The sequence below is a fragment of the Kitasatospora sp. NPDC058184 genome, assembly GCF_042883725.1.
Lineage (GTDB): Bacteria > Actinomycetota > Actinomycetes > Streptomycetales > Streptomycetaceae > Kitasatospora.
Window position 1 is genome coordinate 161,453 of the sequence record NZ_JBHVVE010000014.1, and the last position, 23,791, is coordinate 185,243.

General features: G+C 74.1%; 24 protein-coding genes. 10 read left to right on the forward strand and 14 right to left on the reverse strand.

Features of this window, described 5'->3' with window-relative positions:
* Positions 1-78: 78 nt before the first annotated feature.
* Entirely contained in the window at positions 79-1,365 is a 1,287-nt protein-coding gene (locus ACFVXH_RS25630) for a LuxR C-terminal-related transcriptional regulator (RefSeq protein ID WP_387827437.1), read from the reverse strand.
* Positions 1,366-1,542: 177 nt separating this feature from the next.
* Between ACFVXH_RS25630 and ACFVXH_RS25635 the strand changes: the two genes are divergently transcribed.
* Positions 1,543-1,728 (forward strand): hypothetical protein, encoded by a 186-nt coding sequence (locus tag ACFVXH_RS25635; protein ID WP_117487948.1) that lies wholly within the window; start codon positions 1,543-1,545, stop codon positions 1,726-1,728.
* Positions 1,729-1,989: 261 nt separating this feature from the next.
* Here ACFVXH_RS25635 and ACFVXH_RS25640 read toward each other — a convergent pair whose 3' ends face one another.
* Positions 1,990-3,027 carry a zinc-binding alcohol dehydrogenase family protein gene (locus ACFVXH_RS25640; RefSeq protein WP_387827440.1) on the reverse strand — a complete coding sequence of 346 codons (1,038 nt, stop codon included), beginning with the start codon at positions 3,025-3,027 and terminating at the stop codon, positions 1,990-1,992.
* A 109-nt stretch (positions 3,028-3,136) separates the two neighbouring features.
* Between ACFVXH_RS25640 and ACFVXH_RS25645 the strand changes: the two genes are divergently transcribed.
* On the forward strand, positions 3,137-3,490 hold the full coding sequence (locus ACFVXH_RS25645; RefSeq protein ID WP_387827443.1) for an ArsR/SmtB family transcription factor: 354 nt from the start codon (positions 3,137-3,139) through the stop codon (positions 3,488-3,490).
* 15 nt (positions 3,491-3,505) lie between these two features.
* Here the strand turns inward: ACFVXH_RS25645 and ACFVXH_RS25650 are convergent, their stop codons facing one another.
* From ACFVXH_RS25650 to ACFVXH_RS25670, 5 genes are all read right to left on the reverse strand, one after another.
* Positions 3,506-5,239 carry a hypothetical protein gene (locus ACFVXH_RS25650; RefSeq protein ID WP_387827446.1) on the reverse strand — a complete coding sequence of 578 codons (1,734 nt, stop codon included), beginning with the start codon at positions 5,237-5,239 and terminating at the stop codon, positions 3,506-3,508.
* A 193-nt stretch (positions 5,240-5,432) separates the two neighbouring features.
* A complete protein-coding gene (locus tag ACFVXH_RS25655) occupies positions 5,433-6,173 on the reverse strand; it encodes a hypothetical protein (RefSeq protein WP_387827449.1) in 741 nt (246 codons plus the stop codon).
* Positions 6,170-6,907, reverse strand: a complete 738-nt coding sequence (locus ACFVXH_RS25660; protein WP_387827452.1) for an RNA polymerase sigma factor — start codon at positions 6,905-6,907, stop codon at positions 6,170-6,172. Before ACFVXH_RS25660 ends, ACFVXH_RS25655 begins: the two co-directional genes overlap by 4 nt.
* Positions 6,908-6,974: 67 nt before the next feature.
* A complete protein-coding gene (locus tag ACFVXH_RS25665; protein ID WP_387827454.1) occupies positions 6,975-7,532 on the reverse strand; it encodes a hypothetical protein in 558 nt (185 codons plus the stop codon).
* Positions 7,533-7,596: 64 nt separating this feature from the next.
* On the reverse strand, positions 7,597-8,364 hold the full coding sequence (locus tag ACFVXH_RS25670; protein ID WP_074005079.1) for a CDP-alcohol phosphatidyltransferase family protein: 768 nt from the start codon (positions 8,362-8,364) through the stop codon (positions 7,597-7,599).
* Between the two features lie 311 nt (positions 8,365-8,675).
* Here ACFVXH_RS25670 and ACFVXH_RS25675 point away from each other — a divergent pair, with 311 nt between their 5' ends.
* Together ACFVXH_RS25675 and ACFVXH_RS25680 are read left to right on the forward strand one after the other, a co-directional pair.
* Complete coding sequence (locus tag ACFVXH_RS25675) at positions 8,676-9,251, forward strand: NUDIX hydrolase (protein WP_074005080.1); 576 nt, start codon at positions 8,676-8,678, stop codon at positions 9,249-9,251.
* 20 nt (positions 9,252-9,271) lie between these two features.
* Positions 9,272-9,955, forward strand: coding sequence for an HAD family hydrolase (locus tag ACFVXH_RS25680; protein ID WP_074005081.1), 684 nt, complete (start codon positions 9,272-9,274; stop codon positions 9,953-9,955).
* A 16-nt stretch (positions 9,956-9,971) separates the two neighbouring features.
* Here ACFVXH_RS25680 and ACFVXH_RS25685 read toward each other — a convergent pair whose 3' ends face one another.
* Both ACFVXH_RS25685 and ACFVXH_RS25690 read right to left on the reverse strand, forming a co-directional pair.
* The gene (locus tag ACFVXH_RS25685) at positions 9,972-10,679 is read right to left on the reverse strand and encodes a YidC/Oxa1 family membrane protein insertase (RefSeq protein WP_387827458.1); all 708 of its coding nucleotides are present in this window, start codon (positions 10,677-10,679) and stop codon (positions 9,972-9,974) included.
* A 123-nt stretch (positions 10,680-10,802) separates the two neighbouring features.
* Positions 10,803-11,096: a DUF6412 domain-containing protein gene (locus tag ACFVXH_RS25690; RefSeq protein WP_234348221.1), complete on the reverse strand. Its 294-nt coding sequence runs from the start codon at positions 11,094-11,096 to the stop codon at positions 10,803-10,805.
* Positions 11,097-11,314: 218 nt separating this feature from the next.
* On the opposite strand from ACFVXH_RS25690, the gene ACFVXH_RS25695 reads away from it, so the two are divergent.
* Complete coding sequence (locus tag ACFVXH_RS25695; protein WP_049649701.1) at positions 11,315-11,599, forward strand: type II toxin-antitoxin system Phd/YefM family antitoxin; 285 nt, start codon at positions 11,315-11,317, stop codon at positions 11,597-11,599.
* Positions 11,592-12,014, forward strand: a complete 423-nt coding sequence (locus ACFVXH_RS25700; protein ID WP_049649700.1) for a type II toxin-antitoxin system VapC family toxin — start codon at positions 11,592-11,594, stop codon at positions 12,012-12,014. Before ACFVXH_RS25695 ends, ACFVXH_RS25700 begins: the two co-directional genes overlap by 8 nt.
* Before the next feature lie 39 nt (positions 12,015-12,053).
* Here the strand turns inward: ACFVXH_RS25700 and ACFVXH_RS25705 are convergent, their stop codons facing one another.
* Both ACFVXH_RS25705 and ACFVXH_RS25710 read right to left on the reverse strand, forming a co-directional pair.
* Entirely contained in the window at positions 12,054-12,569 is a 516-nt protein-coding gene (locus tag ACFVXH_RS25705; RefSeq protein ID WP_387827462.1) for a hypothetical protein, read from the reverse strand.
* A 54-nt stretch (positions 12,570-12,623) separates the two neighbouring features.
* The gene (locus ACFVXH_RS25710; RefSeq protein ID WP_117487922.1) at positions 12,624-13,700 is read right to left on the reverse strand and encodes a Gfo/Idh/MocA family oxidoreductase; all 1,077 of its coding nucleotides are present in this window, start codon (positions 13,698-13,700) and stop codon (positions 12,624-12,626) included.
* Between the two features lie 172 nt (positions 13,701-13,872).
* Here ACFVXH_RS25710 and ACFVXH_RS25715 point away from each other — a divergent pair, with 172 nt between their 5' ends.
* The 4 genes from ACFVXH_RS25715 (at position 13,873) to ACFVXH_RS25730 (ending at position 18,185) form a co-directional block, all read left to right on the forward strand.
* The gene (locus ACFVXH_RS25715; RefSeq protein ID WP_387827465.1) at positions 13,873-14,988 is read left to right on the forward strand and encodes an oxygenase MpaB family protein; all 1,116 of its coding nucleotides are present in this window, start codon (positions 13,873-13,875) and stop codon (positions 14,986-14,988) included.
* A 235-nt stretch (positions 14,989-15,223) separates the two neighbouring features.
* Complete coding sequence (locus ACFVXH_RS25720; protein WP_049649696.1) at positions 15,224-16,003, forward strand: HAD-IIA family hydrolase; 780 nt, start codon at positions 15,224-15,226, stop codon at positions 16,001-16,003.
* A 192-nt stretch (positions 16,004-16,195) separates the two neighbouring features.
* Positions 16,196-16,924: a uracil-DNA glycosylase gene (locus tag ACFVXH_RS25725; protein WP_234348220.1), complete on the forward strand. Its 729-nt coding sequence runs from the start codon at positions 16,196-16,198 to the stop codon at positions 16,922-16,924.
* Positions 16,925-17,084: 160 nt separating this feature from the next.
* Complete coding sequence (locus tag ACFVXH_RS25730; RefSeq protein WP_387827468.1) at positions 17,085-18,185, forward strand: glycoside hydrolase family 6 protein; 1,101 nt, start codon at positions 17,085-17,087, stop codon at positions 18,183-18,185.
* A 57-nt stretch (positions 18,186-18,242) separates the two neighbouring features.
* On the opposite strand, the gene ACFVXH_RS25735 is transcribed toward ACFVXH_RS25730, so the two are convergent.
* From ACFVXH_RS25735 to ACFVXH_RS25745, 3 genes are all read right to left on the reverse strand, one after another.
* Positions 18,243-20,174: a kelch motif-containing protein gene (locus ACFVXH_RS25735; RefSeq protein ID WP_049649694.1), complete on the reverse strand. Its 1,932-nt coding sequence runs from the start codon at positions 20,172-20,174 to the stop codon at positions 18,243-18,245.
* Between the two features lie 124 nt (positions 20,175-20,298).
* Positions 20,299-22,359, reverse strand: coding sequence for a glycosyltransferase family 2 protein (locus ACFVXH_RS25740; RefSeq protein ID WP_387827471.1), 2,061 nt, complete (start codon positions 22,357-22,359; stop codon positions 20,299-20,301).
* A gap of 696 nt (positions 22,360-23,055) precedes the next feature.
* Positions 23,056-23,790 carry a 3-oxoacid CoA-transferase subunit B gene (locus ACFVXH_RS25745; protein ID WP_387827474.1) on the reverse strand — a complete coding sequence of 245 codons (735 nt, stop codon included), beginning with the start codon at positions 23,788-23,790 and terminating at the stop codon, positions 23,056-23,058.
* Position 23,791: the final 1 nt, after the last annotated feature.

A 23,791-nucleotide genomic window follows, 5' to 3' on the forward strand; every position in this document is an offset into this window, starting at 1 on the left:
ACCGGCCCGACTCCACCCGCCCGACTCCACCGGCCCGGTTCGCGGGCGCGTCCCGGGTTACGTCACGCCGCCGGGGGGTTACGTGACGCCGTCCGCGCGTTCCCGCTGCCGGGTGCGGTAGGCGCGGGAGCGGCAGCGGGGTGAGCAGTAGCGGGGCGGGCGGCCGCCGGGGCGCGGGCCGGCGGGGGAGGGGGCGGGGGCCGTCAGCGGGCCGCCGCAGGCGGGGCAGGCCGGGGCCGGTTCGGGCTCCTCGCCGGGGGCCGGGGCGTCCGGGACCGGGTGCGAGGTCAGGCCCAGCCGTTCGGCGACCACGCCGGCCTGGAAGCGGCTGTGCGCGCCGAGGCCGTCCAGCAGGTCCGAGACGTGGCGGCGGCAGGTGCGCAGGGAGATGCCGAGGCGGCGGGCGATGGACTCGTCCTTGAGGCCCTTCGCGAGCAGCACCAGGATGCTCTGCTTCATCGTCTTGGTGACGTCGTGCGCGGCCTGCGGGCCGCTGGCGAACGGGGCCGCGTTCTCCCAGTCCCGTTCGAAGACCGTCAGCAGGTAGGAGAGCAGGTCGGGCTCGCGGATGATCAGGGCGCCGCCGGAGCTGGCTGGCAGCAGGGCCAGCGAGCCGTCCACGATGATCAGTTGCGGCAGCACCTCCGGCAGCGTCCGGATCTCGGCGCCGGCCTCGATGAGCTGCTCGGCGTGCACCCGGGTGGGCTGGTCGAAGCGGGTCGCGTGCTGGTAGAGGCTGCGCATCCGGACGCCCCGGTCGAGCAGCGCCAGGTCGCGCGGCAGCGCCTCGCGCAGGGCGGCCGGGGAGAACGAACCGCCGTGCTTGGAGACCAGCACCTCGCTGCGGCAGGAGTCGATCACGTCGGCGAGCAGCGAGCGCACCGCGAACTTGTCCGGCAGGCGGTCGATGGTGCCCTGGGGGAAGGCGTGCTGACGGGCCTGGAGGTAGACGGGCACCAGCGCCGCGAGGCCGTCGCGCTGCTGCTGGACGATCCGCCGCTGCTCGCGCAGGGCCTCCTCCCGGGCGCGCAGGGCGGTGTCGCGGGCGGAGAGCAGCTGGGCGGTGGCGGCCTGGGGGCTGACGGGCTGCCAGGCGACCGGGGGCGCGTCCGTACGGGTCCCCTCCGTGCGGCGGTCGTCGGGGAACAGTTCCTGGAGGAGGCAGGCCCCGGTGAGCTGCCGGACGGCCGCCTCGCACTCCGGCAGGGTCAGGTCGGTCTCCGACGCCGCCTGCGCGAGGGTGGCCGGGGTGAGGCGCTCGTGCACCACCGTCCACCGGTAGAGCGTGACGGCCGCGCTGTCGAGCGCGGGCACGTCGGCGGTCGGGTCGGGGCCGGTCGGGTCGGGGCCGGTCACGGGGTGCATCGCATGCCTCCTAAAGCTGCCAGGCAGGCTCATGATCCCCTGCGGGGGATGCCGTGGCCATCCGCCGCCTGGCAGGGTGACGAGCACGGACCGGGCGATGCGGCAGGAACTGCGGAAACGCCCGGAACGTGTGGAACCGTCCCCGAAGTGATGGGAGTTGTCGTCATGCGAGGAATCGTGACGCGGACACTGGCCGTGGTCGCGCTGGGTGCCGCCGCCTGGTTGGGCGGGGTGGCTCCGGCCGGCGCCTCCGTGTTCGACGGCGCGACGCTGACGGAACCCGGCGGCGTGCACGACGGCCACCACTGCGTCCAGACGACGGCCTGGGGCGACGCCTGGTGCCCGGGCAAGCCGCTGAGCTGACGCGTCGTCGCGGGCGACTCCCGTCCCCTCCTCATCGAAAGGGAAGTCCTGTCATGCACATGGCTCTGAAGCGTTCCGTCCGTACCGCGCCCACCGCCACCGGCCGGGCCGGCTCCGCGTCCTCCGCCTCCTCCGCCGGGGCCTCCGCAGGGTCCGCGAGCTGATCCGCCCGGTGAAGTGACGTAGCGCGCCCTGCACGGGAAGTCGGCGGAGTCGACTTCCCGTGCAGGGCGCGTTGCCGTACCCGCGGGTGCGAGGGGCTCAACCGCCGACGCGCACCACGTACTTGCCGGTCGCCCGGCCCTCCTGCATGGCGTCGTGGGCGGCCGGGACGGCGTCGAGGCCGGGCAGTTCGGTGACCGGCAGGTCCAGGCCGCCGTCGGCGAGGAGGCCGAGGACCCGGCGGACGGCGCGGGCCAGCCGCTCGGGGGCGGTGGCGGCCAGGCCGCGGTGGCTGAAGCCGGTGACGGTCAGGTTGCCCGCCATCAGGCGGCCGAGCGGGGGCAGGTCGGCGACGGCGCCGCCGCCCGCGTTGCCGAACAGCACGATCCGCGCGCCGGGTGCCGCCACGGCGAGGTCGAGGTCGAGGGCGGCGGTGCCCAGCGGGTCGAGCACCAGGTCGACGCCCCGGCCGCCGGTGGCGGCGCGGATCGCCTCGGCCGGTCCGCCGCCGTTGCTTCCGTCGGTGCCAGGTCCATCGGCGCCCGGTCCGTCGGCCGCGCCGCGGGCGAAGACGTGGTCGTAGCCGGAGGCGAGCGCCGCCGCGGCCTTCTCCGGCCGGCCGACCGTGCCGATCAGCCGGCCGCCGCCGAGCAGCGGGACGAGCCGGGCGACGGCGTTGCCGATCCCGCCGCCCGCCGAGTGGACCAGGACGGTGTCCCCGGCGGTGAAGCGGCCCGCGTCGGTCAGCAGCAGCATCGAGGTGGCCAGGCCCAGCGGGACGGCGGCGGCCTCGCGCAGCGCCACCCCGTCCGGGAGCGGCACGGTGAGCGCGGCCTCCGCGACCACCACCTCGGCCAGCCCGGCGCCGACCGGCGCGGCGACCACCCGGTCGCCCACCGCCAGGCCGGTGACCCCGGCGCCGAGCTCGCGGACCGTACCGGACACCTCCTTGCCGGGCCGGTACGGCCACTCGGCGGCGTACGCGGCGTCGCCGCGGCGGGTCATCACGTCCACGAAGTTCAGTCCGGCGTGGGCGACGTCGACCGCCACCTGGCCCGGTCCGGGGTGCGGCACCGGGACCTCCCGGACCTCCGAGTTCTCCGCTCCACCGGGTGCGGTCATCACCAGCGCACGCATGTCGGGCCCCCTCGACTACGATGTTCGACGAACGACGAAATTGGCGCTGGACAGTGGTACCACGCTATTTCCATGGATGTCGAACATCGCAGATCAGGGAGGTCGACCCATGCCCCGCAGCACCCGCCGACGACCGGCGCTCGCCCACCCCGCGGCCGAGGAGATCGACCTCTTCGACGTCCTGCACGCGCTCTCCGACCCCACCCGGATGACCATCGTCCGCGTTCTGCGCACCGAGCCCGAACGGGCCTGCGGCACCTTCCCGGTGGACGTCGCGCCCTCCACCCTGAGCCACCACTTCAAGGTGCTGCGCGAGTCCGGCCTGATCGTCCAGCGCGAGGAGGCCAACCGGCGCTTCTCCGCCCTGCGCACCGTCGACCTGGAGCAGCGCTTCCCCGGGCTGCTCGACACCGTCCTCGCCGCCCACGCGGCCGCCGTCGCCCACGCCGGTACGGCGGCTTAGGCGACACCGGGGCGCTCAACGCCGGTGCCAGACCGCCCAGTTCTTCCGGGCGTCGAAGCGCTCGACGTACCAGTCGGCGGGGTGGCCCGGCCAGTACGCCTCCGGCGGTTTCCCCTCCCCGGGCAGCGGGAGGACCATCACGTTCGCCTCCGCCGGGACGGGCTGCCAGCGGGGGTCGCGGGACCAGACCCGCCCCCGGTAGACCTCGAAGGTCTGGGCGGCGCGCAGCGACCAGTCGACGTCCCAGGCGAACACCACGTTGTCGTCCGCCGTGATCCCGGCGGCGCGGGTGAAGCCGGTCGCCAGGCCCTCGCGGCCCTCCGCGTGCGGCCGGGCGACCTGGGCGGTGATCGTCGTGGTGGCGAAGGCGGCGAACAGCGCCAGCGAGACGCCGAGCGCCCCGAGCACCCGGCGGCCCCCGGCGTGGCGGACCAGGACCGCCGCACCGAGCAGGACCAGCACGGCGGCGCAGGTGCGGGGCAGGTCGATCCGGCCCCAGTCCGCGGCCAGGAACGAGACGTCGGGCAGGGTCCAGGGGATGAACATCGACGTGTGCAGCCGCTCGCCGGCCGCCAGCGCCACGACCCCGGCGAGCAGCAGGACGAGCCCGGCCGCGACCGCCGCCGTCCGGACCAGCGCGCGGCGACCGTACCGCGCGAGCACCGCGACGCCCGCGACGAAGGCCGACGGGACGAGGTAGGAGGTGTACCGGGCGTACACCCAGTCGTCGACCCGGCCGTCCAGCGGCAGGGCGGCGGCGGAGGCCACGGCCGTGCCGAACAGCAGGGCCACCAGCACGCCGCCGGTGGTCCGCAGGGCGGGCGGCCGGCGGCGGTCGAACACCGCGCACAGGCAGGCGACGACGGCGAGCCCGCCGACACCCCAGGTGGAGACGGTGAAGTACCAGATCTGACCGGCCGCCCGGGCGAGGGTCTGCACGGCGGTGCCCGGATCGGTCAGGCCCTTCCAGAGCGAGCCGCCGACGTCGCTGTCCGGGACGGTGAACCGCGCGTGCAGCCAGGCCGACAGCAGCTCGGCGCCGAGCACGCCGAGGCCGAGCGCCGCGAGCCCGGCCGCCGTGGCACGCCACGGCGCCCGGCGCGGCAGCAGGACGCCGAGCAGGACGGCGGCGGTCAGCGCCACCACCACGCCGCCGCGGTCGTGCACCGCCATCGCGTAGCCGGCCGACGCCCCCGCCCCGACGGCGTGCCAGGTGCGGCGCCGCGGCGGGCCGTCGGCGAGCCAGCCGTGCAGGCAGAGCAGCCAGGCGAGCACCAGGACGGGCAGGACGGCGTCGGTCAGCACGAACTGCGAGTAGAAGACCACCGGCGGCAGCAGCGCGGTCGCGGCGGCGAAGGCGTACGAGAGGCGGCGGTCCAGGCCGAGGCGGCGCAGCGCGACGTGGGCGAGCGGGAAGACCAGGGCGTTGACGGCGGCGTTGACGCCCATGACCAGGTGGTAGGCGGTCGTCGGGTCGTCGGCCAGGCGCAGCGCGGGGGAGATCAGCAGGGGGTAGCCGCCGGGGATGACCACGCCGACCGGGATCTCGGTCGCCGAGCCGCCGGCCAGCACCCGGGCCTCGGCGAGGTAGGAGTCCTCGTCGGGGTGGACGGACGGGAAGTCCATGGACCGGACGAGGACGAGGCGGAACAGCAGCTCGGTCAGGTAGCCGACGAGCAGCACGACGGCGGGCCGGGTGGCGGCTGTCCGGAGGACGGCGGCGCGGACGGTGGCGGCTGTGGCACGCACGGCGGTTCGGGCGGTGCTTCGGGCGGTGCTTCGACCGGTGGCGAGCGGAGTCGGGTCGGGCCGGGTCGTGGTGCGGGGTGGCATGGGCGCGCCCCCTTCTGTCGACTGTCGGACGACTGTATATGTCGTTGGACTGCATATGCAGTCCGACTGGTTCAACGGAAGGGGGCGGGTGCCTACGGGCCGGGCCGGGTCATTTCGCCGGCGGGGTCGGGTACAGGCTCGCCAGCGGGTTGACGTACTCCTTGGCCGGCATGCAGGAAGGGCCCGGGGACTTCATCAGTCCGGCCTGCATCTCGCGGGAGCTGTTGGCCGGCGAAGTCCTGGCCAGCGGCAGGTAGATGAAGATCTCCGTGCCCGCCGGGAGCCGACGGGGGTGGACGGTCAGCACGAGCGGCTCCCCGGGCCCGTGCTCGATGTCCCACCCGGCGGTGAGGTCCACGTGGGAGGGCTGCTTCGGCTCGCGCGCCTTGCAGCCCGGCTCGCCGGGGTAGACCCGGGCGCGGATCCCGAACCGGTCGATGTCGCGCTGCAACTGGTCCGCGTCCACCGGCTTGTAGTCCTCGAGGATGGTCAGCCGAACCACCTCCTCCTCGCTCTCCAGGGTGTACGCGACACCGCTGCTGCTGCCCAGCGACCGTCCGCTGTCGTCGCCGCCGGGGGCGGAGCCGTCGGCGCCGGTGGTGAGCAGGACCCCGGTCAGCGCGGCGGCCAGCCCCAGCGGGAGGGCGGCGCCCAGGAGCAGGCCGCGTCGACGGGCGGTGCGCCGGGGAGCGGAGGGGGTGCCGTCCGGGTCGGTGATGCTGTCCAACAGGTGCTCCTTGAGCAGGAGGTGGCGGCTCCGGGGGAGGACCGGAGCGGCCGGGGCCGGCAGCAGCCGGGCCAGCTCCTCCCGATCGGCCTGTTCGGACCGGTGCCGGGGGGTGGCGCTCATCGGATCGTCTCCTTGGTCGGCCGGACCGCGGGAGTGCGGTCACCTGGTACCTGTCCGGTGCTGCCCGGGCGTTGCGCGGTCTCCGCCGCCCGGTGGCCCGCCCGCTGCCCCGGCTGCGGCGCGCCCGGCTGCTCCGCCGCCGCCGCGCCCCGCCGCTCCGCCCGCGCCGAACGCGCCGCGGCCAGCTCCCGCTCGGTCAGCTCCCGCAGCCGGGCGCGGGCACGCGAGAGCCGGGAGCGGACCGTACCCACCGGGCGGCCGAGCGCCTCGGCGACGGCCGCGTGGTCCAGTCCCTCCCACACGTACAGCGCGAAGACCTCCCGCTCGGCCGGCCGCAGCCGCTCCAACGCGGCCTTCGCGGCGGCCAGTTCCTCGGCGTCGGCGATCCGGCCCGCCAGCTCGCCGGAGAAGTCCGGCGCCACCTCGCGCGGCGGCAGCTTGGCCATCGCCTTCTGGTGCCGGCGCGCCGCCCTGCGGGTGTTGCGGATGACGTTCCCGGCGATGCCCAGCAGCCACGGCGCCAGGCTCTCCGCGCCGTCCTCCCGCTCGGGGGCGATCCGGGCGCGCAGCCGCCAGGCCTCCAGGAAGGTCAGCGAGACCACGTCCTCGGCGACGGTCCGGTCCCCGGTCATCCGTACGGCGTGCCGGTACACCGCCCGGGCGTGATCCTCGAAGACCTGCCCGAACGCCTCGGCATCCCCGGCGCGGATCCGCGCCCGTATCGATTGCTCCACACCCGGTCCTGTCCGGCGGGCCCCGGGCGCTGCCGTGATCCGCGTCACATGCCTGCCCGGCTCTGCTTCAGGCCGTCCGAGGGAGCGTCATCGCCGCCGACGGCGCCCGGTGGCGGCGGTGGTACGACACGGTGACGGCCGCCAGCAGCGGCGCCCAGGCGACGGTCGGCAGGTAGAGGAAGCCGACCAGAGTGCGGCCGAGCGGGGTCATGCCCGTACCCGGCAGGGCCCACCAGCCGACGAACGGCGTCCACAGCAGGGCCAGGCCGACGGCGCCGAGCGAGGCCGCGAGCACCACCGCACGCGGGCGGACCGGGCGGCCGCCGAAGAACGGTACCCAGCGCGGCGGCACCGTGCCCCACGGGCGGACCAGCCCGATCGTGAGCAGCGCCAGCGCCTCGGTGAACAGGCTCAGGAAGACCGGCCACACCGCGCCCCACCCGGTGAGGCCCATCGCCCGGTAGCCCGCCTCCGTGTACCCGCCGTGCCAGCCCGCCACCAGCCCGAGCCGCCACAGCCCGGCCGGCAGCGCGGTGACGGCGGCGAGGTGGGCGGCGCGCACGGCCCAACGGGGCGCGGCGGGAACGGCGGTGGAGGCGGCGGCAGCGGGCCGGGGCGTCGTCATGCCCCCACCCTTCCGCGCGGCCCGGGCCCGCCGCGTCCCCCCGGCGGCCGGGGCGCCGCCCGGATCAGCGCAGCCGCGAGGAGGACAGGATCGACGCCAGGTGCGCGACCACCATGCCCCAGGTGATCGCCGTGATGCCCGCGAGCGTCCACCGGGTGGCGTCCAGGTTCCCGAGCCCGGCGTCCACCGCGGCCGCCGCCAGCAGCACCAGCGAGGCCTCGATGCCGTTCGTCACCCGGTGGATCTTGAACAGCGAGGCGACCTTGCGGGCCGTCGCGATGCCCTGGGAACGCGGCTGCGTCGACTCCTCGGTCGCCGGCAGCTGCCCGCTGCGGGCGCGGGCCACGTCCACCAGGTCCGTCGAGGCCTTGAGCAGCACCACGCCCAGCGCGGCCGCCAGACCTGCCGACACCCACAGCTCCGACCCGCCGCGCGCCGCCCGGACACCCGCACCGATCATCAGCGCGGCGTCCGCCAGATAGGCGCCGAGCCGGTCCACGTACACCCCGGCCATGCTGAACTGGCGCTTCCAGCGCGCCACTTCGCCGTCCACGCAGTCGAACAGCAGGAACAGCTGGAACAGCACGACGGCCAGCACCGCACCGACCGGGCCCGGGATCAGCAGGGCCGCGCCGCCGCCGACCCCGCACACCACCATCACCCAGGTGAGGGTGTTCGGCGACACCGAGGTGCGCACCAGCTGCCGGGTGGTCCGCAGCGAGATCCGCCGCATGTACATCCGGCCCGCCCAGTGCTCGCCGTTGCGGCTCTGAAGCTTGGCCTGCGGCTGGCACACCTCGCGCAGCTCGGCGAGCGCCGGAGCAGCCACCATGACGACATCCCTCCACCTGTCCCGAAAACGATCACCACAGGCTACGGCCTCCGGGGGAACGCCCGGACCAGGTGGCATGCCGCCGGAGGTACGGGAGGTGTCCGTCGTCGGAACGTCCGGTGCTCATACCGCGCGCGAGCGTCGCGGGCGTCCGCCGGAGCGCCCGCGGTGAAAACCGGTGGGCCGCCCGAGCGCCCCCGGGCTAGGCTGCGCGGGTTCGCCGGAACCCGAAGCCCCGGGCCCGACTGCCCGCCCCCGTACGCCGGTTGACGCGGTCCGCGGTCCCGGAGCGGAACGAGGAGCGCAGACCCATGGTGACCACGGGCGGCCCGTCCCAGAGCCCCGACCCGGCCCGACTGCTGGCCGACCACCGTCCGCGCGGCCCGGTGGAGACCGCCGACCACGAGCGCGCCCGCCGCCTCCTCGGCGTCGCCGACGCCTGGAACAGGGGCACCTTCCCGCTGCACTTCACCGCCTCCGCGCTGATCGTCCACCCGCCCACCCGCCGCGTCCTGCTGCGCTGGCACGTCCGCCAGCAGGCCTGGCTGCACGTCGGCGGCCACGGCGACCCGGGCGAGACCCGGCCGCTGGACATCGCCCTGCGCGAGGGCCTGGAGGAGACCGGCCTGACCGACCTCGCCCCCTGGCCCGGCCCCGCCCTCGTCCACCTCGCCGTGGTGCCCGTCCCCGCCTCGCCCGCCGAACCCGCCCACGAGCACGCCGACCTGCGCTTCCTGCTGGCCACCGCCACCCCGGAGCAGGCCCGGCCGGAGAACCCGGCGTCCCCGCTGGAGTGGCTCACCGTCGAGGAGGCCAAGCGGCGGACCACCGAGGACAACCTCCGTGAGACCCTCGACCGCGCGGCCCGCCTGCTGCCGTCCGCCTGAACACCCTGGAGACCGACCGGATGCACACCGACCAGACCCTGATCTTCGACGCCGACGACACGCTCTGGGAGAACAACGTCCTCTTCGAGCGGGTCATCGACGGCTTCCTGGACTGGGTCGCCGCCCCGCAGGAGCAGCAGCGCACCCGGGCCCTGCTGAACGAGATCGAGGCCGTCAACTCCGCCACCCTCGGCTACGGCGCCGCCGTCTTCCGGCAGAGCCTCGCCGACTGCCTCCAGCGGCTCAACGACCGCACCCCCACGGCCGCCGAACAGGCCCGGATCGACGACCTGCTCACCCCGCTGACCAGCCGCGACGTCGAACTGATCGCCGGCGTCGCCGACACCCTGGCCGCCCTCGCCGACCGCCACCAGCTGCTCCTGCTCACCAAGGGCGACCAGGGCGAACAGCAGCGCAAGGTGACGGCGTCCACCATCGACCACCACTTCCGCGGCGTCCACATCGTCGCCGAGAAGTCGGTCGACACCTACCGGCGGCTCACCGCCGACCTCGGCCTCGACCCGGGCCGGACCTGGATGATCGGCAACTCGCCCAAGTCCGACATCGCCCCCGCCCGCCGGGCCGGCCTGCGCACCGTCTTCATCCCGCACGAGCACACCTGGGTGCTGGAGCACGCGGAACTCGGCCCGGACGAGGCGACGCTGCGGCTCGGGGCCTTCCCCGAGCTGCTGCGCCACTTCTGACGGCCCCTCCGGGCCGTCAGCCCATCATCGCGGCCGCCGGCACCGGCGTCCCGTCCCGGTACAGCCAGGCCCGCTCGGCGGCCGACCAGACGCCGGCCGTCAGCAGGTAGAGCACGGCGGCCACCGGGACCAGCGCCGCGAACAGCACCGACCCGAACGACAGGTACGGCAGCAGTCCCGCCCCCGGCTGCGGGGCGGGCTGCGCCGTCGCCGCTGCTGCCGCGGCCGTGCGCCGGGCCCGGCGGAAGTTGACGACCCCGACCGCCGCCAGCCCGGCGAACAGCACCCCGAACACCGCCCACTGCCCGGCGCCCTGCGCGCCCGTGACGTGCAGGCCCAGCGGCACCCCGAACAGGGTGTGGTCCAGCAGGTCGTTCGGGGTGGTGAACAGGCGGTACATCACCGAGAAGAACGGGATCTGCACCAGCACCGGCAGGCACCCCGCGAACGGCGACACCTGCTCCTTCCGGTACATCTCGGCCAGCGCCTCCCGCAGCCGCTCCGGGCGGTCCCTGTGCTTCCGCTGCAACGCGGCGACCTTCGGCGCCAGCCGCGCCCTGGCCCTCTCCCCGCGCGCCGCCGCCCGCGCCAGCGGGTGCAGCGCCAAGCGGACGGCGACGGTGAACAGGACGATGGCCAAGGCGGTCGGCACCAGGTGGGCGACGGCGGCGACGACGGCGTGCGCCACGGCGACGGCAGGGTCGAGAACAGCGAGTACGGACATGGTGGAGCGAGCCCTCCGGGGTCTCAGGACATGAGTGATCGGCGGAGGACGGCCACGGGGAACGCCTGGAAGAACGTCCGGCAGGAATGATCGGAAGAACGCCTGGAAGGACGTCGGACGGAACTACGCGGCCGCCGGGGCCGCTCCCGGCGCCCTGGGGCGTCGCCTGCCCCGGGCGTCCGGATCACGCTGCGGAAGGAACGCCGTACCGAACGCCCGGCGCCGCAGCACCCCGCTGCGCACCGCCGCCGGCGCCCGCGCCCCGAGGAGCCGTGCCCCGGCCAGCGCCCCGGCGACCGCCCCGGCCACCAGTGCCACGGCCGCGACGGCGGCCACCGACGCCAGCGTCCCGCTGTCGGCCACCAGCTCCCCGGTCAGCACCCGGAGCAGGCCCAGCAGCATCGCCACAACGGCCACGACGCGCTCCCCCTCCCGGTGTCCCATCGGCTTCCTGACGTACCAGCAGGACGATCCTACGAGCCCCCGGGTTCCCGCCTGTGTCGGGGACGTCCCCCACGGCGCCCCCGCCTGGTTCCGCCCGATTCCGTTCGTACCCGAAGGCCCCCTCCTCGGAGCGGCGAAAAGCGGCCGTCCGGGGTGTAGCCGCCGGGGCTACACGGGGCTACCGTGGAGAGGTGAAGACGATTACCCAGCGGGAGTTCCGGAACAACTCCGCCGCCGTGATGGACGCGGTGGAGGCGGGGGAGACGTTCCACATCACCAGGAACGGGGTCGAGGTCGCGGAGCTGCGGCCGGTGCCCGGGCGTCGGCGGCTCACGGCGGAGGAGCTGGTGGCCCGGCACGTGAAGCTGCCGCGCGTGGACTACCAGCAGATGCGCAAGGAGGCCGAGGAGGACTTCGGCCCCGAGGAGCTGGTGGGCGACGACGGCGACGACCCGTTCGAGCGGCGGCGTGGCTGAGCGCCGCAGAGCACCCCGGCGGCGGCCGGCCGGGGTGCTGGACACCTGCGTCTACATCGACCTGGCGCTGCTCAGCCCCTCCGACCTGCCGGCCGTGCCCGAGCTGACCGCGATCACCTTCGCCGAACTGCAGCAGGGCGTGTCGATGGCCCGCGACCCGGCCAGCCGGGCCGCCCGGCTGGAGGTGCTGGGCGCGGCGATGGCGGACTTCGACCCGCTGCCCTTCGACGCGGCCGCCGCCGCCCGCTACGGGACGCTGGTCACCCTCACCATCGCCGCCGGACGGCAGCCGCGCCCGCGCCGGATCGACCTGATGATCGCTGCGGTCGCCTCGGCCCACGGGCTGCCGCTGTACACCCGCAACGTGGCGGACTTCCGGGGGCTGGGCTCCGCGGTGGAGGTCATCGGGGTGTGAGGTCCGGGCGGGTCCCGTGGGCCGGGCGGGGAGCGGCGGTCAGGAGGCCCCGAGGGCGGCGGCCCCGTCCCGCTCGACCCGGTCGGCCAGGGCGGCCGCGGCCTTCATCGCGGCCGGGCGCCGCCTGGTCCGGGCGACGACCTGTCCGTCGGCTCCGTCGATCCGGGCGGTGACCGCGAAGTGCGGGCGGCCGGTCAGTTCGATGAAGAGCCAGCGGGACAGCAGCGTCAGTCCGATGACGGCCGCCGCGACGACCTCCATGAAGGGGACGAGGGCGAGGAGGTTCAGCAGCTTCTCGCTGCGGCTGCCCTCCTCGGGGCCCTGGTACTCGCCCAGCCAGGAGAGCGAGACCGTGACCGGCCGGCTGTCCGGACCGGTCACGTCCACGACATGGGTGAAGACGGTCCGATCCCCGCGGGCCCAGGCCTTCCGCTGAAGCGCCATCGCCCCGGCGCCGGAGCGCTCCTGGAACCGCCGGTCCCGCTCCTGGTCCTGCCGGATCCGCTCCTCGTGCTCGGCGGTGCGTGCGGCCCGCCGTTCCCCCCGGTTGCTCATGGCGGCCATCGTAGGAGACGAGGTCAAGGGAGGGTAAAGCGGGCCGCACGGCCGTCAGCCCGGGCGGACCGCCGTCCCGGTGGCGGCGGAGGTGCGGGCGGCCTCCAGGACAGCCAGGGCGGCCACCGCGTCGCGCGGGTCGACCGGGGGCGGGGTGCCCGGGGTGGCCAGGGCGGCGGCGATGCCCGCGTAGAAGGCGGGGTAGTCGCCCGGGTCGGTCGGCAGCCGGATCGCCGACTCGTCGGTGCCGAGGGTGCCGTAGTGTGCGGGCTGGTCGGTGCCCCAGGGACGGGTGCCGTCCGGGCGCAGGCCCGCCCGCAGGTCGGCCTCCTGCGGGTCCATGCCGGACTTGACGTAGCCGGCGGTGTCGCCGAGCACCCGCAGCCGGGGGCCGATCAGCGGGGTGATGGCGCTGGTCCACAGGTGCGAGCGGGTGCCGCTGGTGTGGGTGAGGGCGAGGAAGGCGTCGTCGTCCACCACCGCGCCGTCGCGCCGCACGTCGATCTCCGCGTACACCGTCTCGACCGGCCCGAACAGGGTGAGCGCCTGGTCGACGAGGTGGCTGCCCAGGTCGTACAGGGTGCCGCCGACCTCGGCCGGGTCGGCCAGCTCCCGCCAGCCCGGCTTGGGCTTGGGGCGGAAGCGCTCGAAGCGGGACTCGAAGCGGTGCACCCGGCCGAGCGCGCCGCCGCGCACCAGCCGGCTCGCGGTGAGGAAGTCGCCGTCCCAGCGCCGGTTGTGGAAGACCGAGAGCAGCACGCCCTGCTCCTCGGCGAGCCGGCACAGCTCCAGCGCCTGGGCGGCGGTGCCGGCCAGCGGCTTGTCCACCACGGTGGCCAGGCCGGCCCGCAGGGCGGCGCGGGCGAGCGGGGCGTGGGTGCGGTTGGGCGAGGCGATGACGACCAGGTCCAGCGCGTCCGGGTCGGCGAGCAGCTGCTCGGGCGTGTCCACGGCGCGGGCGCCGGGGTGCTCGCGCGCCAGCTGGGCGCGCCGGTCGGGGTTGGCGGTGACCACGGCGTCCAGCCGCAGCCCCGGCGTGGTGGCGATCAGCGGCGCGTGGAACGCGGAGCCGGCCAGGCCGTAGCCGATCAGGCCGACGCGGAACGGACCGGGAGTCGTCTGCGGGTTCATGCGCCCACTCAATCACGAGGCGCCCGGTTGCTCCCGGTTTCGGCGGACGGGACGACGGGCCCGCCGCCGCGCCCTCGTCCGGGTGAGGCTGCCGCCGCGGCCCGGAGCGCGGTGATACGTGTACGCGGCGATACGTGCACGTATCACCCCACGGACTGCGACGGAGGATCACATGGCCGCCAACGGCTGGACCGACGACCTGCTCGACCGGATGCGCACCGTCGGCGACCCGCTCGGGGACGCCGCCATCGCCGAGACGTACGAGCTCGGACAGCAGGACCAGGTGCGACAGACCCTGCTCGGCTTCGGCCGCAACAGCGACGCCGTCCCGGCCGGGCTGCCGCCCAGGCTCCGGGCGTACTTCGAGGAGTCCGCCGTCCTGCCGTCCTGGGCGGACCGGGCGCGGATGGCGCGCGGCCACGAGCTGCTCGGCCGCTACCAGCCGCTGATCGCCTCGATCCTGCTCTGCGGCTCGCTCCCGCTCTGCTACACCTGCGGCAACGGCGCCGAGGTGCTCGTCCGCTCCCAGCGCCTCACCTCCGGGGTGTACCGGCGCCTGATGGAGACCTCGCAGTTCGTCGTCGACGTCCTCGACAACGACGGCCTGGGGCCGGGCGGCCGCGGACTCCGGTCGGCCCAGAAGGTCCGCCTGCTGCACGCCACCATGCGCTACCACGTCTCCCAGCTGGGCGACTGGGACGCCGCCGCCCTGGGGGTGCCCGTCAACCAGGAGGACCTGGCCGGCACGCTGATGAGCTTCTCGGTGCTGATCCCGCTCGGCCTCGCCGAACTGGGCGTCGAGCTGCTGCCCGAGGACCGGGAAGCCTACTTCCACATCTGGCGGGTGGTCGGCCACGTCCTGGGCGTCGACGAGCAGCTCAACCCGGCCAAGTTCGGCGACGGCGCGGCCCTGAAGGACGCCATCGTCCGCCACCAGCAGCGGCCCTCGGAAGCCGGACGGGTGCTGACGAAGGGCGTCCTGGACTTCATCCGGGAGGTGCTGCCGGTCCCGTCGGGAGCGGGCCCCACCCTGATCCGGCGCCTGATCGGCGACAAGTCCGCCGACGTCATCGCGGTGCCCCCGGCGGACAGCCTCACCAAGCTCGGGCTGAGCGCCGCCGCCCTGCCGAACTTCGGGTACGGCAGGACAGGCGACACCCTGCCGCCGCTCGCCGAACTGGCGAGCCAACTGGGGCTGCTGGTCTTCAAGGAGGGGCTGCTGCTCACCAACAAGGGCCGCCGCCGGGAGTGGCAGGTCCCGACCGGCCTGACCGACTCGTCGTCCTGACCGGGGCGCCACCGTGCGGCCACCGGGCCCGGCCCGTGCGGTCACCGGGCTCGGCCCATGCGGTCACCGGCCCCGGGGTGTGCGGCCACCGGCCGGGCGGGGGCCGCGCGGTGGCGGTGCGGGCGACTACGCTGGTCGGAGTTGGGGCAGCCTGTGGCGCCCGACCGGCCGAGGGTGTCCGGTCTGGGCATGTGCGAGAACGTTCAGACCTGTGCAAGACCGAGGAGACACCTACGTGGCAGAGCGCAAGCCCATCGAGTCCTGGCTGACCGACATGGACGGGGTCCTCATCCACGAGGGCACGCCGATCCCCGGGGCGGAGGAGTTCCTGCGCAAGCTGCGGGAGTCCGGCAAGCCCTTCCTGGTCCTCACCAACAACTCCATCTACACCCCGCGCGACCTCAGCGCCCGGCTGGCCGGCATGGGCCTGGAGGTGCCGGAGGAGTGCATCTGGACCTCCGCCCTGGCGACGGCCAAGTTCCTCGCGGGCCAGCGCCCCGGGGGCACCGCGTACGTGATCGGCGAGGCCGGCCTCACCACCGCGCTGTACCAGGCCGGTTACGTGCTGACCGACAACAACCCCGACTACGTGGTGCTCGGCGAGACCCGCACCTACTCCTTCGAGGCGCTCACCAAGGCGATCCGCCTGATCAACCAGGGCGCCCGGTTCATCTGCACCAACCCGGACGAGACCGGCCCCTCCACCGAGGGCGTGCTGCCGGCCACCGGCTCGGTCGCGGCCCTGATCACCAAGGCGACCGGGGTCGAGCCGTACTTCGTCGGCAAGCCCAACCCGCTGATGATGCGCGAGGCGCTGAACACCGCCGGCGCCCACTCCGAGACGGCGGTGATGATCGGCGACCGGATGGACACCGACATCGTCGCGGGCATGGAGGCCGGCATGGAGACCATCCTGGTGCTCACCGGCCTGACCTCCGCCTCCGACGTGGAGCGCTTCCCGTACCGGCCGACCCGCGTGGTCCAGTCGATCGCGGACCTGGTCGAGCTGGTCTAGCCGCTGGGTTCTCCCCCCGCGTTCTCGTCGTGGGCCCCGTTCCGGCAGGTCGCCGGGGCGGGGCCGCTCCGTGCCCGGGGTGCGGGGCCGCCTGGTGCCCGCGGGGAGGCGGCCGTTGTCGGTGGGGCTGTGTAGCGTTCGGGGTGAAAGAGGGCGTGCGGCGCAACAGCCGCGGTGTGGGAGGTAGATGTCGTGACGGACACGGTCGAGGCGGGCGTGGTCGAGGCCGGCGAGGGCGGCGGGCTGGAACTGCCCGAGTCCTGGCGCGGGGTGCTGGGCGCCGAGACGGAGAAGCCGTACTTCGCCGAGCTGGCGGCCTTCGTGGCGGCCCAGCGCGCGGAGCACGAGGTGTTCCCGCCGAGCGGCCAGGAGTTCGCCGCGCTGGAGGCCACCCCGTACGACAAGGTCCGGGTGCTCGTGCTCGGCCAGGACCCGTACCACGACAACGGCCAGGCCCACGGCATGAGCTTCTCGGTGCTGCCGGGCACCAAGACGCCGCCGTCGCTGCGCAACATCTTCAAGGAGCTGGACGCCGACCTGGGCGTCCCCGCCCCGGACAACGGCTACCTGATGCACTGGGCCGAGCAGGGCGTGCTGCTGCTCAACGCGGTGCTCACGGTCCGCGCGCACGAGGCCAACTCGCACAAGGCGAAGGGCTGGGAGAAGTTCACCGACGCGGTGATCAAGGCGGTGAGCGACCGCGACGAGCCGGTGGTCTTCGTGCTGTGGGGCAACTACGCGAAGAAGAAGCTGCCGCTGATCGACACCGCCAAGCACGTGGTGGTGCAGGGCGCGCACCCGTCGCCGCTGTCGGCGAAGCTGTTCTTCGGCAGCCGTCCGTTCTCGCAGATCAACGCCGCGCTGGACTCCTTCGGCGCCGAGGCGATCGACTGGCAGGTGCCGAACCTGAAGGAGGCCTGAGCCTCCGCCCGGAGCGCCTGCCGGCGTTCCGGGGTGCTGGTCGGCGGGCGCCGGCAGCCAGTGGTGGCCGTGGTTCGGACGGGTTCGATGTCCCGTCCGCCCACGGCCACTTGGCGTTCACCACCGGTGGCCGTCGGCCGGTGCCGGGTGTGCTTAGCTGGTGCCGACCGGTCGCCGGACCGGGGCCGGGGAGGGGCGGTACGTGCACGGGCTGGGGCGGACAGGGACGTTGCGGGGCGCCGTCGGGGCGCTGCTGGCCGGGGTGGTGCTGGCGGCCGGGTCCGGCTGCACCGGTTCGGACGGCGGGAAGCCGGGAGCCGGGTCCGTGTCCTCCGCCGCCGGGGCGGGCGCGGGGGCGGGTGCCGGTGCGGGCTTCGCCCAACTGCCCGGGCAGGCCTTCTACGTCTCCGACCGCACCAACGCCGCCCAGCAGGTGACCGCGCTGCGCGGCCAGGGCCGGACGGCGGAGGCCGACGCGCTGCTGCGGATCGCCGGCCAGCCCTCCTCGCAGTGGCTCGGCGAGCAGGGTGCCCAGACGATCGCCGAGCAGGTGAGCCGACGGGCCGCCGAGGCCGGCCGCACGGCGGTCTTCGTCGCGTACGACATCCCGCACCGCGACTGCGGCCAGTACTCGGCCGGCGGCGCCCCCGACGCGGCCGCCTACCGGGCCTGGATCACCGGCGTCGCCCAGGCCCTCGGCGACCGCAGGGCCTGGGTGGTGCTGGAGCCGGACGCCGTCGCGCACACCCTGGACACCTGCGGGATCAAGGGCGACCTGGCCGCCGAGCGGTACGGCCTGTTGGCCTTCGCCGTCCAGGAGTTGAAGAAGAACCCCAACGCGCGGGTCTACCTGGACGCGGGCAACCCCGGCTGGGCACAGGACCCGGAGGAGATGGCCACCGCCCTGCGCAAGTCGGGCATCGCGGCGGCCGACGGCTTCGCCGTGAACGTCGCCAACTTCTACGACACCGAACGGAACGCGGCCTACGGCGCCAGGCTCTCCGCGGCCCTCGGCGGGAAGAACTACGTCATCGACACCAGCCGCAGCGGCAACGGGGCGCTGGGCGGCGCCGCCTGGTGCAACCCGCCCGGGCGCGCGCTCGGCGAGCGGCCGACCACCGAGACCGGCCGGCCCGGGGTGGACGCCTACCTGTGGATCAAGAACCCGGGGGAGTCGGACGGCGACTGCGGCCGGGGCGAGCCCCGGGCGGGCGAGTTCTGGCTGCCGTACGCGCTCGGGCTGGCGCAGGCGGCGCGCTGAGGCCGCCTGCGCCTGACCTCGGGCCCTGTGCGTCGTGCGGTTCACACGGCGCGCGGTCTACGCGGTGATCTGGATCCAGCGGGCGACCGACGGGGTGCCGGCGGCGTCCGTCAGGAACAGCATGTACCAGCCCGGCGGCAGCAGGTTGGGATTGCCGGGCAGGGTGAGCGAGACGCCGTCCGCCGTCCGTCCGGCGACGTCCAGGGCCACCGAGCGCTGCTCGACGTCCGTCACGTGGGTGACCGAACTCGGCCGGATCAGCTTGGCGGTGGCCACCGCCTCCGGGCGCGCCGTCCCGACGGCGAGGGTGCCGCCGAGCCGGGCCGCCCGCGGAACGGCGCCGACCTCCGGACGGTCGCCGTGGTACAGGTACGGCGGGGTGTAGATCTCGATGCGCTGCTCGAAGCCGCCCGGCTGGGTCTCGGCCTTGTCCGCGAAGAGCGGGTTGGAGCCCAGCACGGCCACCCGTCCGTCCGGCAGCAGCAGCGCCTCGGAGTGGTAGTTGCGGCCGACGGTCGGCTCGGCGGCGGTGGTGAAGCCGTTGGTGTCCGGGTGGTACACCTGCGCCTTGAGCAGGTCGCTGTCGCCGCGGCCGCGGTAGCCGCTGGAGCCGCCGGTGGTGAAGACGGTGTCGTCCGGCAGGATCACGCTGTTGAGGTAGCGGGTGCCGCCGGCCGGCAGGTCCGGGCCCGGGGTGAAGGCGGGAGCGGCGGAGGAGAGGTCCGCGATGTCGGTGCGGGCCGTGGACAGCGGCGACTCCCCGACACCGCCGCCGCCGAGCACCATCACCTTCTGCGCCTGCGCGGGCGGCAGCAGCACCGAGGAGGAGGTCTCGGTGAGGCCGGGGTCGCGCAGGCCGGGGACGGGCTGGAAGGCCCCGCTCGACAGGTCCCACACGCCGGGCTCGCGGCCCTTGTCGCCGGGACCGTAGCCACCGTTGGAGCCGGAGTAGAAGAGCTTGCCGGAGGCGGTCAGGAAGACCGCCGGGTAGGTCGGGAAGTAGTGGTCGGGGCCCTTGGACCAGGACTTGGTCCTCGGGTCGTAGATCTCGTTGTCGTTGCCGCTGAGGATCTCCCCGGTGTCGTCCAGCCCGGAGACGGTGACCACCCGGCCGTCGCCCAGCCCGGTCAGCGTCGGGTACCAGCGGGCGTGGGCCATGTCGGTGACCGGCTCGTACAGCTCGGTGTCCGGGTTGAACTCGAAGGCGGAGCGGATGCCCTGGTACTCCTGCTTGTCCAGGGTCAGCTTCTCGCTCTGCCCGTACAGGTTGTGGGCGTCGGTGCCGCTCAGGCCCTTGATCCGGTACTGGGCGGGGGAGTCGGCGACGAAGTCCTGGCCCGGGCCGACCGCCTCCACGTACACGTGCTGCTCGCCGGCGGTGACCACGGTCTGCTTGCCGGAGCCGGTCTTGGTCGCGGCCGGGACCGTCACGGCGGCGGTGCTGGCGTACTCGTGGCCGTTCGGGGAGACGAAGACGGTGCCCTTGGGGAAGGTCCGGTCGCGCTCCGGGCTCTCGTTGCGCACCCGCATGATGCCGGCGGCCTTCTTCACGGCGCCCGCCAGCTTCTCGTAGCGCTGGGTGCCGCCGGCCACCAGGACGCGGCCGTCCGGCAGCGAGGTGTGGCCGCCGCAGAACATGTCGGCCGGGGTGGGGACCAGCTTGTAGGTGTTCCGGGCCGGGTCCCAGAGCAGGCTCTTGAAGGTGCCCGCGTTGAACTGCTTCTCGTCGTTGCCGGAACCGGCCACGATCAGGACCTTGCCCGTGCGCAGCACGGTCGCGTGCACGGCGTTGACCCGGAACTCGGTGGGCAGCGACAGGGTCTGCCAGTGGCCGTACTGCGCCTTGTACTCGGGGCGGTTGATCACGTAGTGGTGGTACTGCTGGGAGGCGAAGCCGAGGACGGCCGGCGCGTTCATCCCGGCCACGGTCAGCGCGACGGTGCTGCCGAGGGCGAGGCGCTTGGTGCGGCCGGCCTTGTGGATCTTCACGGTGGGTGCTCCCCTCGGGAGGCGGTCGGGGGCTCTGGTCGGTGGGCGGCTCTGTTCGGTGGGTGGTGCTGTTCGGCGGGGCGGTGCTGGTCGGTGGGTGGTGCTGGTCAGGCGGCGGTGCCGGTCAGTGGGAGGGTCTGCCGCTGTCGGCGTGGTCGGGTGAGGTTCGTCCGGGTCGGGGGGCGGGAGGTGCGGGCTGCGCCGGTCCGGCGGTCCGGACGGCTCGGGGGTCGCGGGCGTGGCGCGGGCGGCGCTTCTCCAGGACGACCTGCGGGGCCGCCGTCGGGTCGCCGGTGACGGTGAGAGTGGCGGTCGGGCGGGTCCGGCGGCGGCGTACGGCGTCGCCGGCGCTGATCAGGACCGGCAGGAGGGTGAGCAGCAGGGCGATCCAGGCCCAGGTGCGCATCGCGACGTGGTCGTAGCCGGTGACGTAGGAGGCGGCGATCGCGCCGCCGAACACCAGCGTCCAGAACAGGTGGAAGCGGAAGGTGCCGAGCCGGTCGGTGCTGGCCGAACTGCCCTTGGGCGTCACCACGAAGCGGCTGCGGCGGCGGACCAGCGCCTGGAGCAGCGAGGCCGCGTAGACCGGACCGCAGAGCGCCGACATCACCATGCCCGCGACCCCGGAGGAGCCGGCCGGCTCGTGCGGGCTCACGTTGTGTTTGCGGTTCCAGGTGTAGAGCAGGAGCTGGAGCGCGGCGGCGTCGCTGTAGAGCATCATCCAGATCTCCGAGGAGACGTGCACGCCGGAGGCGCCGAAGCCCAGGTAGAGCACGCTGGACAGGCCGCCGAGCAGCCAGGTGAGCGCCGCCATCGGGTAGAAGCCCACCATCAGCGAGTAGTTGAGCAGCCGGCCGGGCGACAGCCGCCACAGCACCCGCCAGTACTGGGTGAACAGGGTCTCGTAGGTGCCGCGGCTCCAGCGCAGTTGCTGGGAGAAGAAGTCGGTCCAGGAGGACGGGCCTTCGCCGACCGCGAGCACGTCCGGGGTGTACACGGACTTCCAGCGTTCTCCGGTCTCCGGGTTCCGGCTCCGGTGGAACTCCAGACCGGTCGCCATGTCCTCGGTGATGGAGTCGTACAACCCGCCGATCGACTGGAGAGCGCTGATTCTGACGGCGTTGTTGGTGCCCACGAACATGGGCGCGCCGTAACGGTTTCCGGCGCGTTGGATGAGGGCGTGGAAGAGGTACTGCTGGCTCTCGGAGAATTTGGTGACGGCCGATCCCGAGCTGCGGTAGTTCCCGTACACCTGGGGGCCGACCACGAATGCCACGTCGGGGTCGCGGAAGTAGCCGAGCATCCGCTCGCAGAAGTCCGGCAGCGGAACGTGGTCGGTGTCCACGGACACCCAGAACTCGTAGTCGTCGCCGTGGGCCTGGAGCCAGGCGTTGTAGTTGCCGTGCTTGGTCCCGGCGCGGAACCGGCCCTTCGGCCGGTTCCAGTGCGGCCGGCCGGCGCGGGTGAAGTGGCGCACGCCCAGCTCGGCGCAGAGCTCCCGCATTGCAGGATCGTTTCCCTCGTCCAACAACCAGACGTCGTACGGTCCGTTGTGCCGGACGGCCCGTGCCGCCGTCAGCGTGGCCCGGACCATCTCCGGCGGTTCCTTGCCCGGCACGCAGGTGGTGAGGAAGGCGACCCGGGTGCCGGGCACCGGCGTCACCGGGACCGGGTCGCGGGCGACCAGCGTGGCGTGGGTGTTGGAGACGACGTTGACCAGCCGGAACACCTCGACGACGGCGATGATGCCGATCATCACCTTGTCGCCGAGCAGCACCAGGGTGTTCGTCTCGTCCAGCCGCTCGGGCCAGTGCTCCGGCAGCAGCAGCCAGACCAGCAGCACCGCCTCCACCACGGGGGCGGCCATCAGCAGCAGCGCGGCGCGGATCCGGTGCGGCTCGCGGCGCAGCAGGCTGCGGTACCGGACGCGGTAGGGGGCCGCGGGGGGCGGCTCGTACGGGGTGGCCGTCGGGGCGGGGCCGTACGAGGCGGGGCTGTATGCGGTGGGGTCGTGCGGTCCGTCGTGGGAGGGCGGGTGCGGTGCGACCGGTTCGGGCCAGTAGACGCCGCCGCCGAGGTCGTCGTCCTCGTCCGGGTCGTACGCCGGGCCCGCGAGACGGCTGAAGTGGCCGTAGTCGTAAGGGGCTTCGGGTATGGGAAGGGCGCGCAGGGCGGCCTCGTCCAACTCCCCGGCACCTCGCCCGTGGGCCGTTCCGACGCCCTTGCGTCGTGAGAACGGCGGCGTGGTCATAGCTGCTCCCCCCGGAGTTCGCGCCTTGCGCGGCTCGCTCGGTTCACTCGGCTCGCTCGGCTCTTGCGTGGGTCTGCCTCGACTCGGAGCCGTCCGGGTGGAACAGGGTGGAACCGGCCGGAATCAGCTGGAAACAGCTGGGAACAGCCGGAACCGGCTGGAACGAGACCCGGCGAACTGCGGTTCTCAGGCAGTTCCCGGGTCGTCCGGCAGATTCGGCGTGTGCGACCGGTTCGGTTGTGCGTCGGTACGGCGGCCTCGAATCCGGGATCCCGATGCACTTTCCAGCTTCCCCTCCGGGTACGTCGGGATCCTTGGCCGCCTCAACTCTCCCTGAGCGCAACGGTGATCGCAACCAGTCCGGGAGATCGCCGTCGCCCAGGCATGAAGATGCCACGGTTTCCGGCCGATCCGGCGGGCGTTGGTGCTAATGCGGTGAATTCGCTCCGGCCCGGGCGGTCCATGGAACTCGGTGGTGGTGGAGGGCTGTTGCGGAGTTGCCCGTGGAGCCGTTCGCGGGGTCGCTGTCGTGTGCCGGTGGGGGCAGCGGAACGGCCGGACCGCCCCTCGGGGCGATCCGGCCGTCCGTACGGGGCCGGGCTGGACAGGCAGGCTGGTCAGGCGGGCTGGTCAGAGCGGGGGCAGCAGGGGCGCGCCGGTCGCGGCCTGGACCTCGGCGAAGTCCACGCCCGGCGCCGTCTCCACGACCCGCAGCCCCTCCGGGGTCACGTCGACCACCGCGAGGTCGGTGACGATCCGGTCCACAACCCCCCGGCCGGTCGCGGGAAGTGACAGCTTCTCGACGATCTTCGGCGAGCCGTCCCGGGCGGTGTGCTCCATCACCACGATCAGCCGACGGGCCCCGTGCACCAGGTCCATCGCGCCGCCCATGCCCTTGACCATCTTGCCGGGGATCATCCAGTTGGCGAGGTCCCCGGCGGCCGACACCTGCATCGCGCCGAGCACCGAGACGTCGATCCGGCCGGCCCGGATCATGCCGAAGGAGAAGGCGGAGTCGAAGTACGAGGCGCCGGCGGCGACCGTCACCGTCTCCTTCCCGGCGTTGATCAGGTCGGCGTGCTCGGCGCCCTCATCCGGGTACGGGCCGACGCCGAGGATGCCGTTCTCCGAGTGGAGCACCACCTCGACGCCCGGCGGGAGGTGGTTGGGGATCAGGGTCGGCAGGCCGATGCCCAGGTTCACGTACTGGCCGTCGCGCAACTCGCGGGCGGCGCGGGCGGCCAGGGCGTTGCGGGGATCGAGAGCGGTGGCGGTGGCGGCGGCGGTGACGGGGGCGGGGGCGGCAGGGGTGCCGAGGGCGGTGGCGGCGGTGGTGGTGGCGCGGACTGCGGTCTCGGTGGGCATC

Bases quoted from the DNA above. Each gene is read 5' to 3' on its own strand.
- ACFVXH_RS25630 (WP_387827437.1), bottom strand. From the start codon at position 1,365: ATGCACCCCGTGACCGGCCCCGACCCGACCGGCCCCGACCCGACCGCC.
- ACFVXH_RS25640 (WP_387827440.1), bottom strand. From the start codon at position 3,027: ATGCGTGCGCTGGTGATGACCGCACCCGGTGGAGCGGAGAACTCGGAG.
- ACFVXH_RS25645 (WP_387827443.1), top strand. From the start codon at position 3,137: ATGCCCCGCAGCACCCGCCGACGACCGGCGCTCGCCCACCCCGCGGCC.
- ACFVXH_RS25655 (WP_387827449.1), bottom strand. From the start codon at position 6,173: ATGAGCGCCACCCCCCGGCACCGGTCCGAACAGGCCGATCGGGAGGAG.
- ACFVXH_RS25665 (WP_387827454.1), bottom strand. From the start codon at position 7,532: ATGACGACGCCCCGGCCCGCTGCCGCCGCCTCCACCGCCGTTCCCGCC.
- ACFVXH_RS25670 (WP_074005079.1), bottom strand. From the start codon at position 8,364: ATGGTGGCTGCTCCGGCGCTCGCCGAGCTGCGCGAGGTGTGCCAGCCG.
- ACFVXH_RS25675 (WP_074005080.1), top strand. From the start codon at position 8,676: ATGGTGACCACGGGCGGCCCGTCCCAGAGCCCCGACCCGGCCCGACTG.
- ACFVXH_RS25680 (WP_074005081.1), top strand. From the start codon at position 9,272: ATGCACACCGACCAGACCCTGATCTTCGACGCCGACGACACGCTCTGG.
- ACFVXH_RS25685 (WP_387827458.1), bottom strand. From the start codon at position 10,679: ATGTCCGTACTCGCTGTTCTCGACCCTGCCGTCGCCGTGGCGCACGCC.
- ACFVXH_RS25705 (WP_387827462.1), bottom strand. From the start codon at position 12,569: ATGAGCAACCGGGGGGAACGGCGGGCCGCACGCACCGCCGAGCACGAG.
- ACFVXH_RS25710 (WP_117487922.1), bottom strand. From the start codon at position 13,700: ATGAACCCGCAGACGACTCCCGGTCCGTTCCGCGTCGGCCTGATCGGC.
- ACFVXH_RS25715 (WP_387827465.1), top strand. From the start codon at position 13,873: ATGGCCGCCAACGGCTGGACCGACGACCTGCTCGACCGGATGCGCACC.
- ACFVXH_RS25745 (WP_387827474.1), bottom strand. From the start codon at position 23,790: ATGCCCACCGAGACCGCAGTCCGCGCCACCACCACCGCCGCCACCGCC.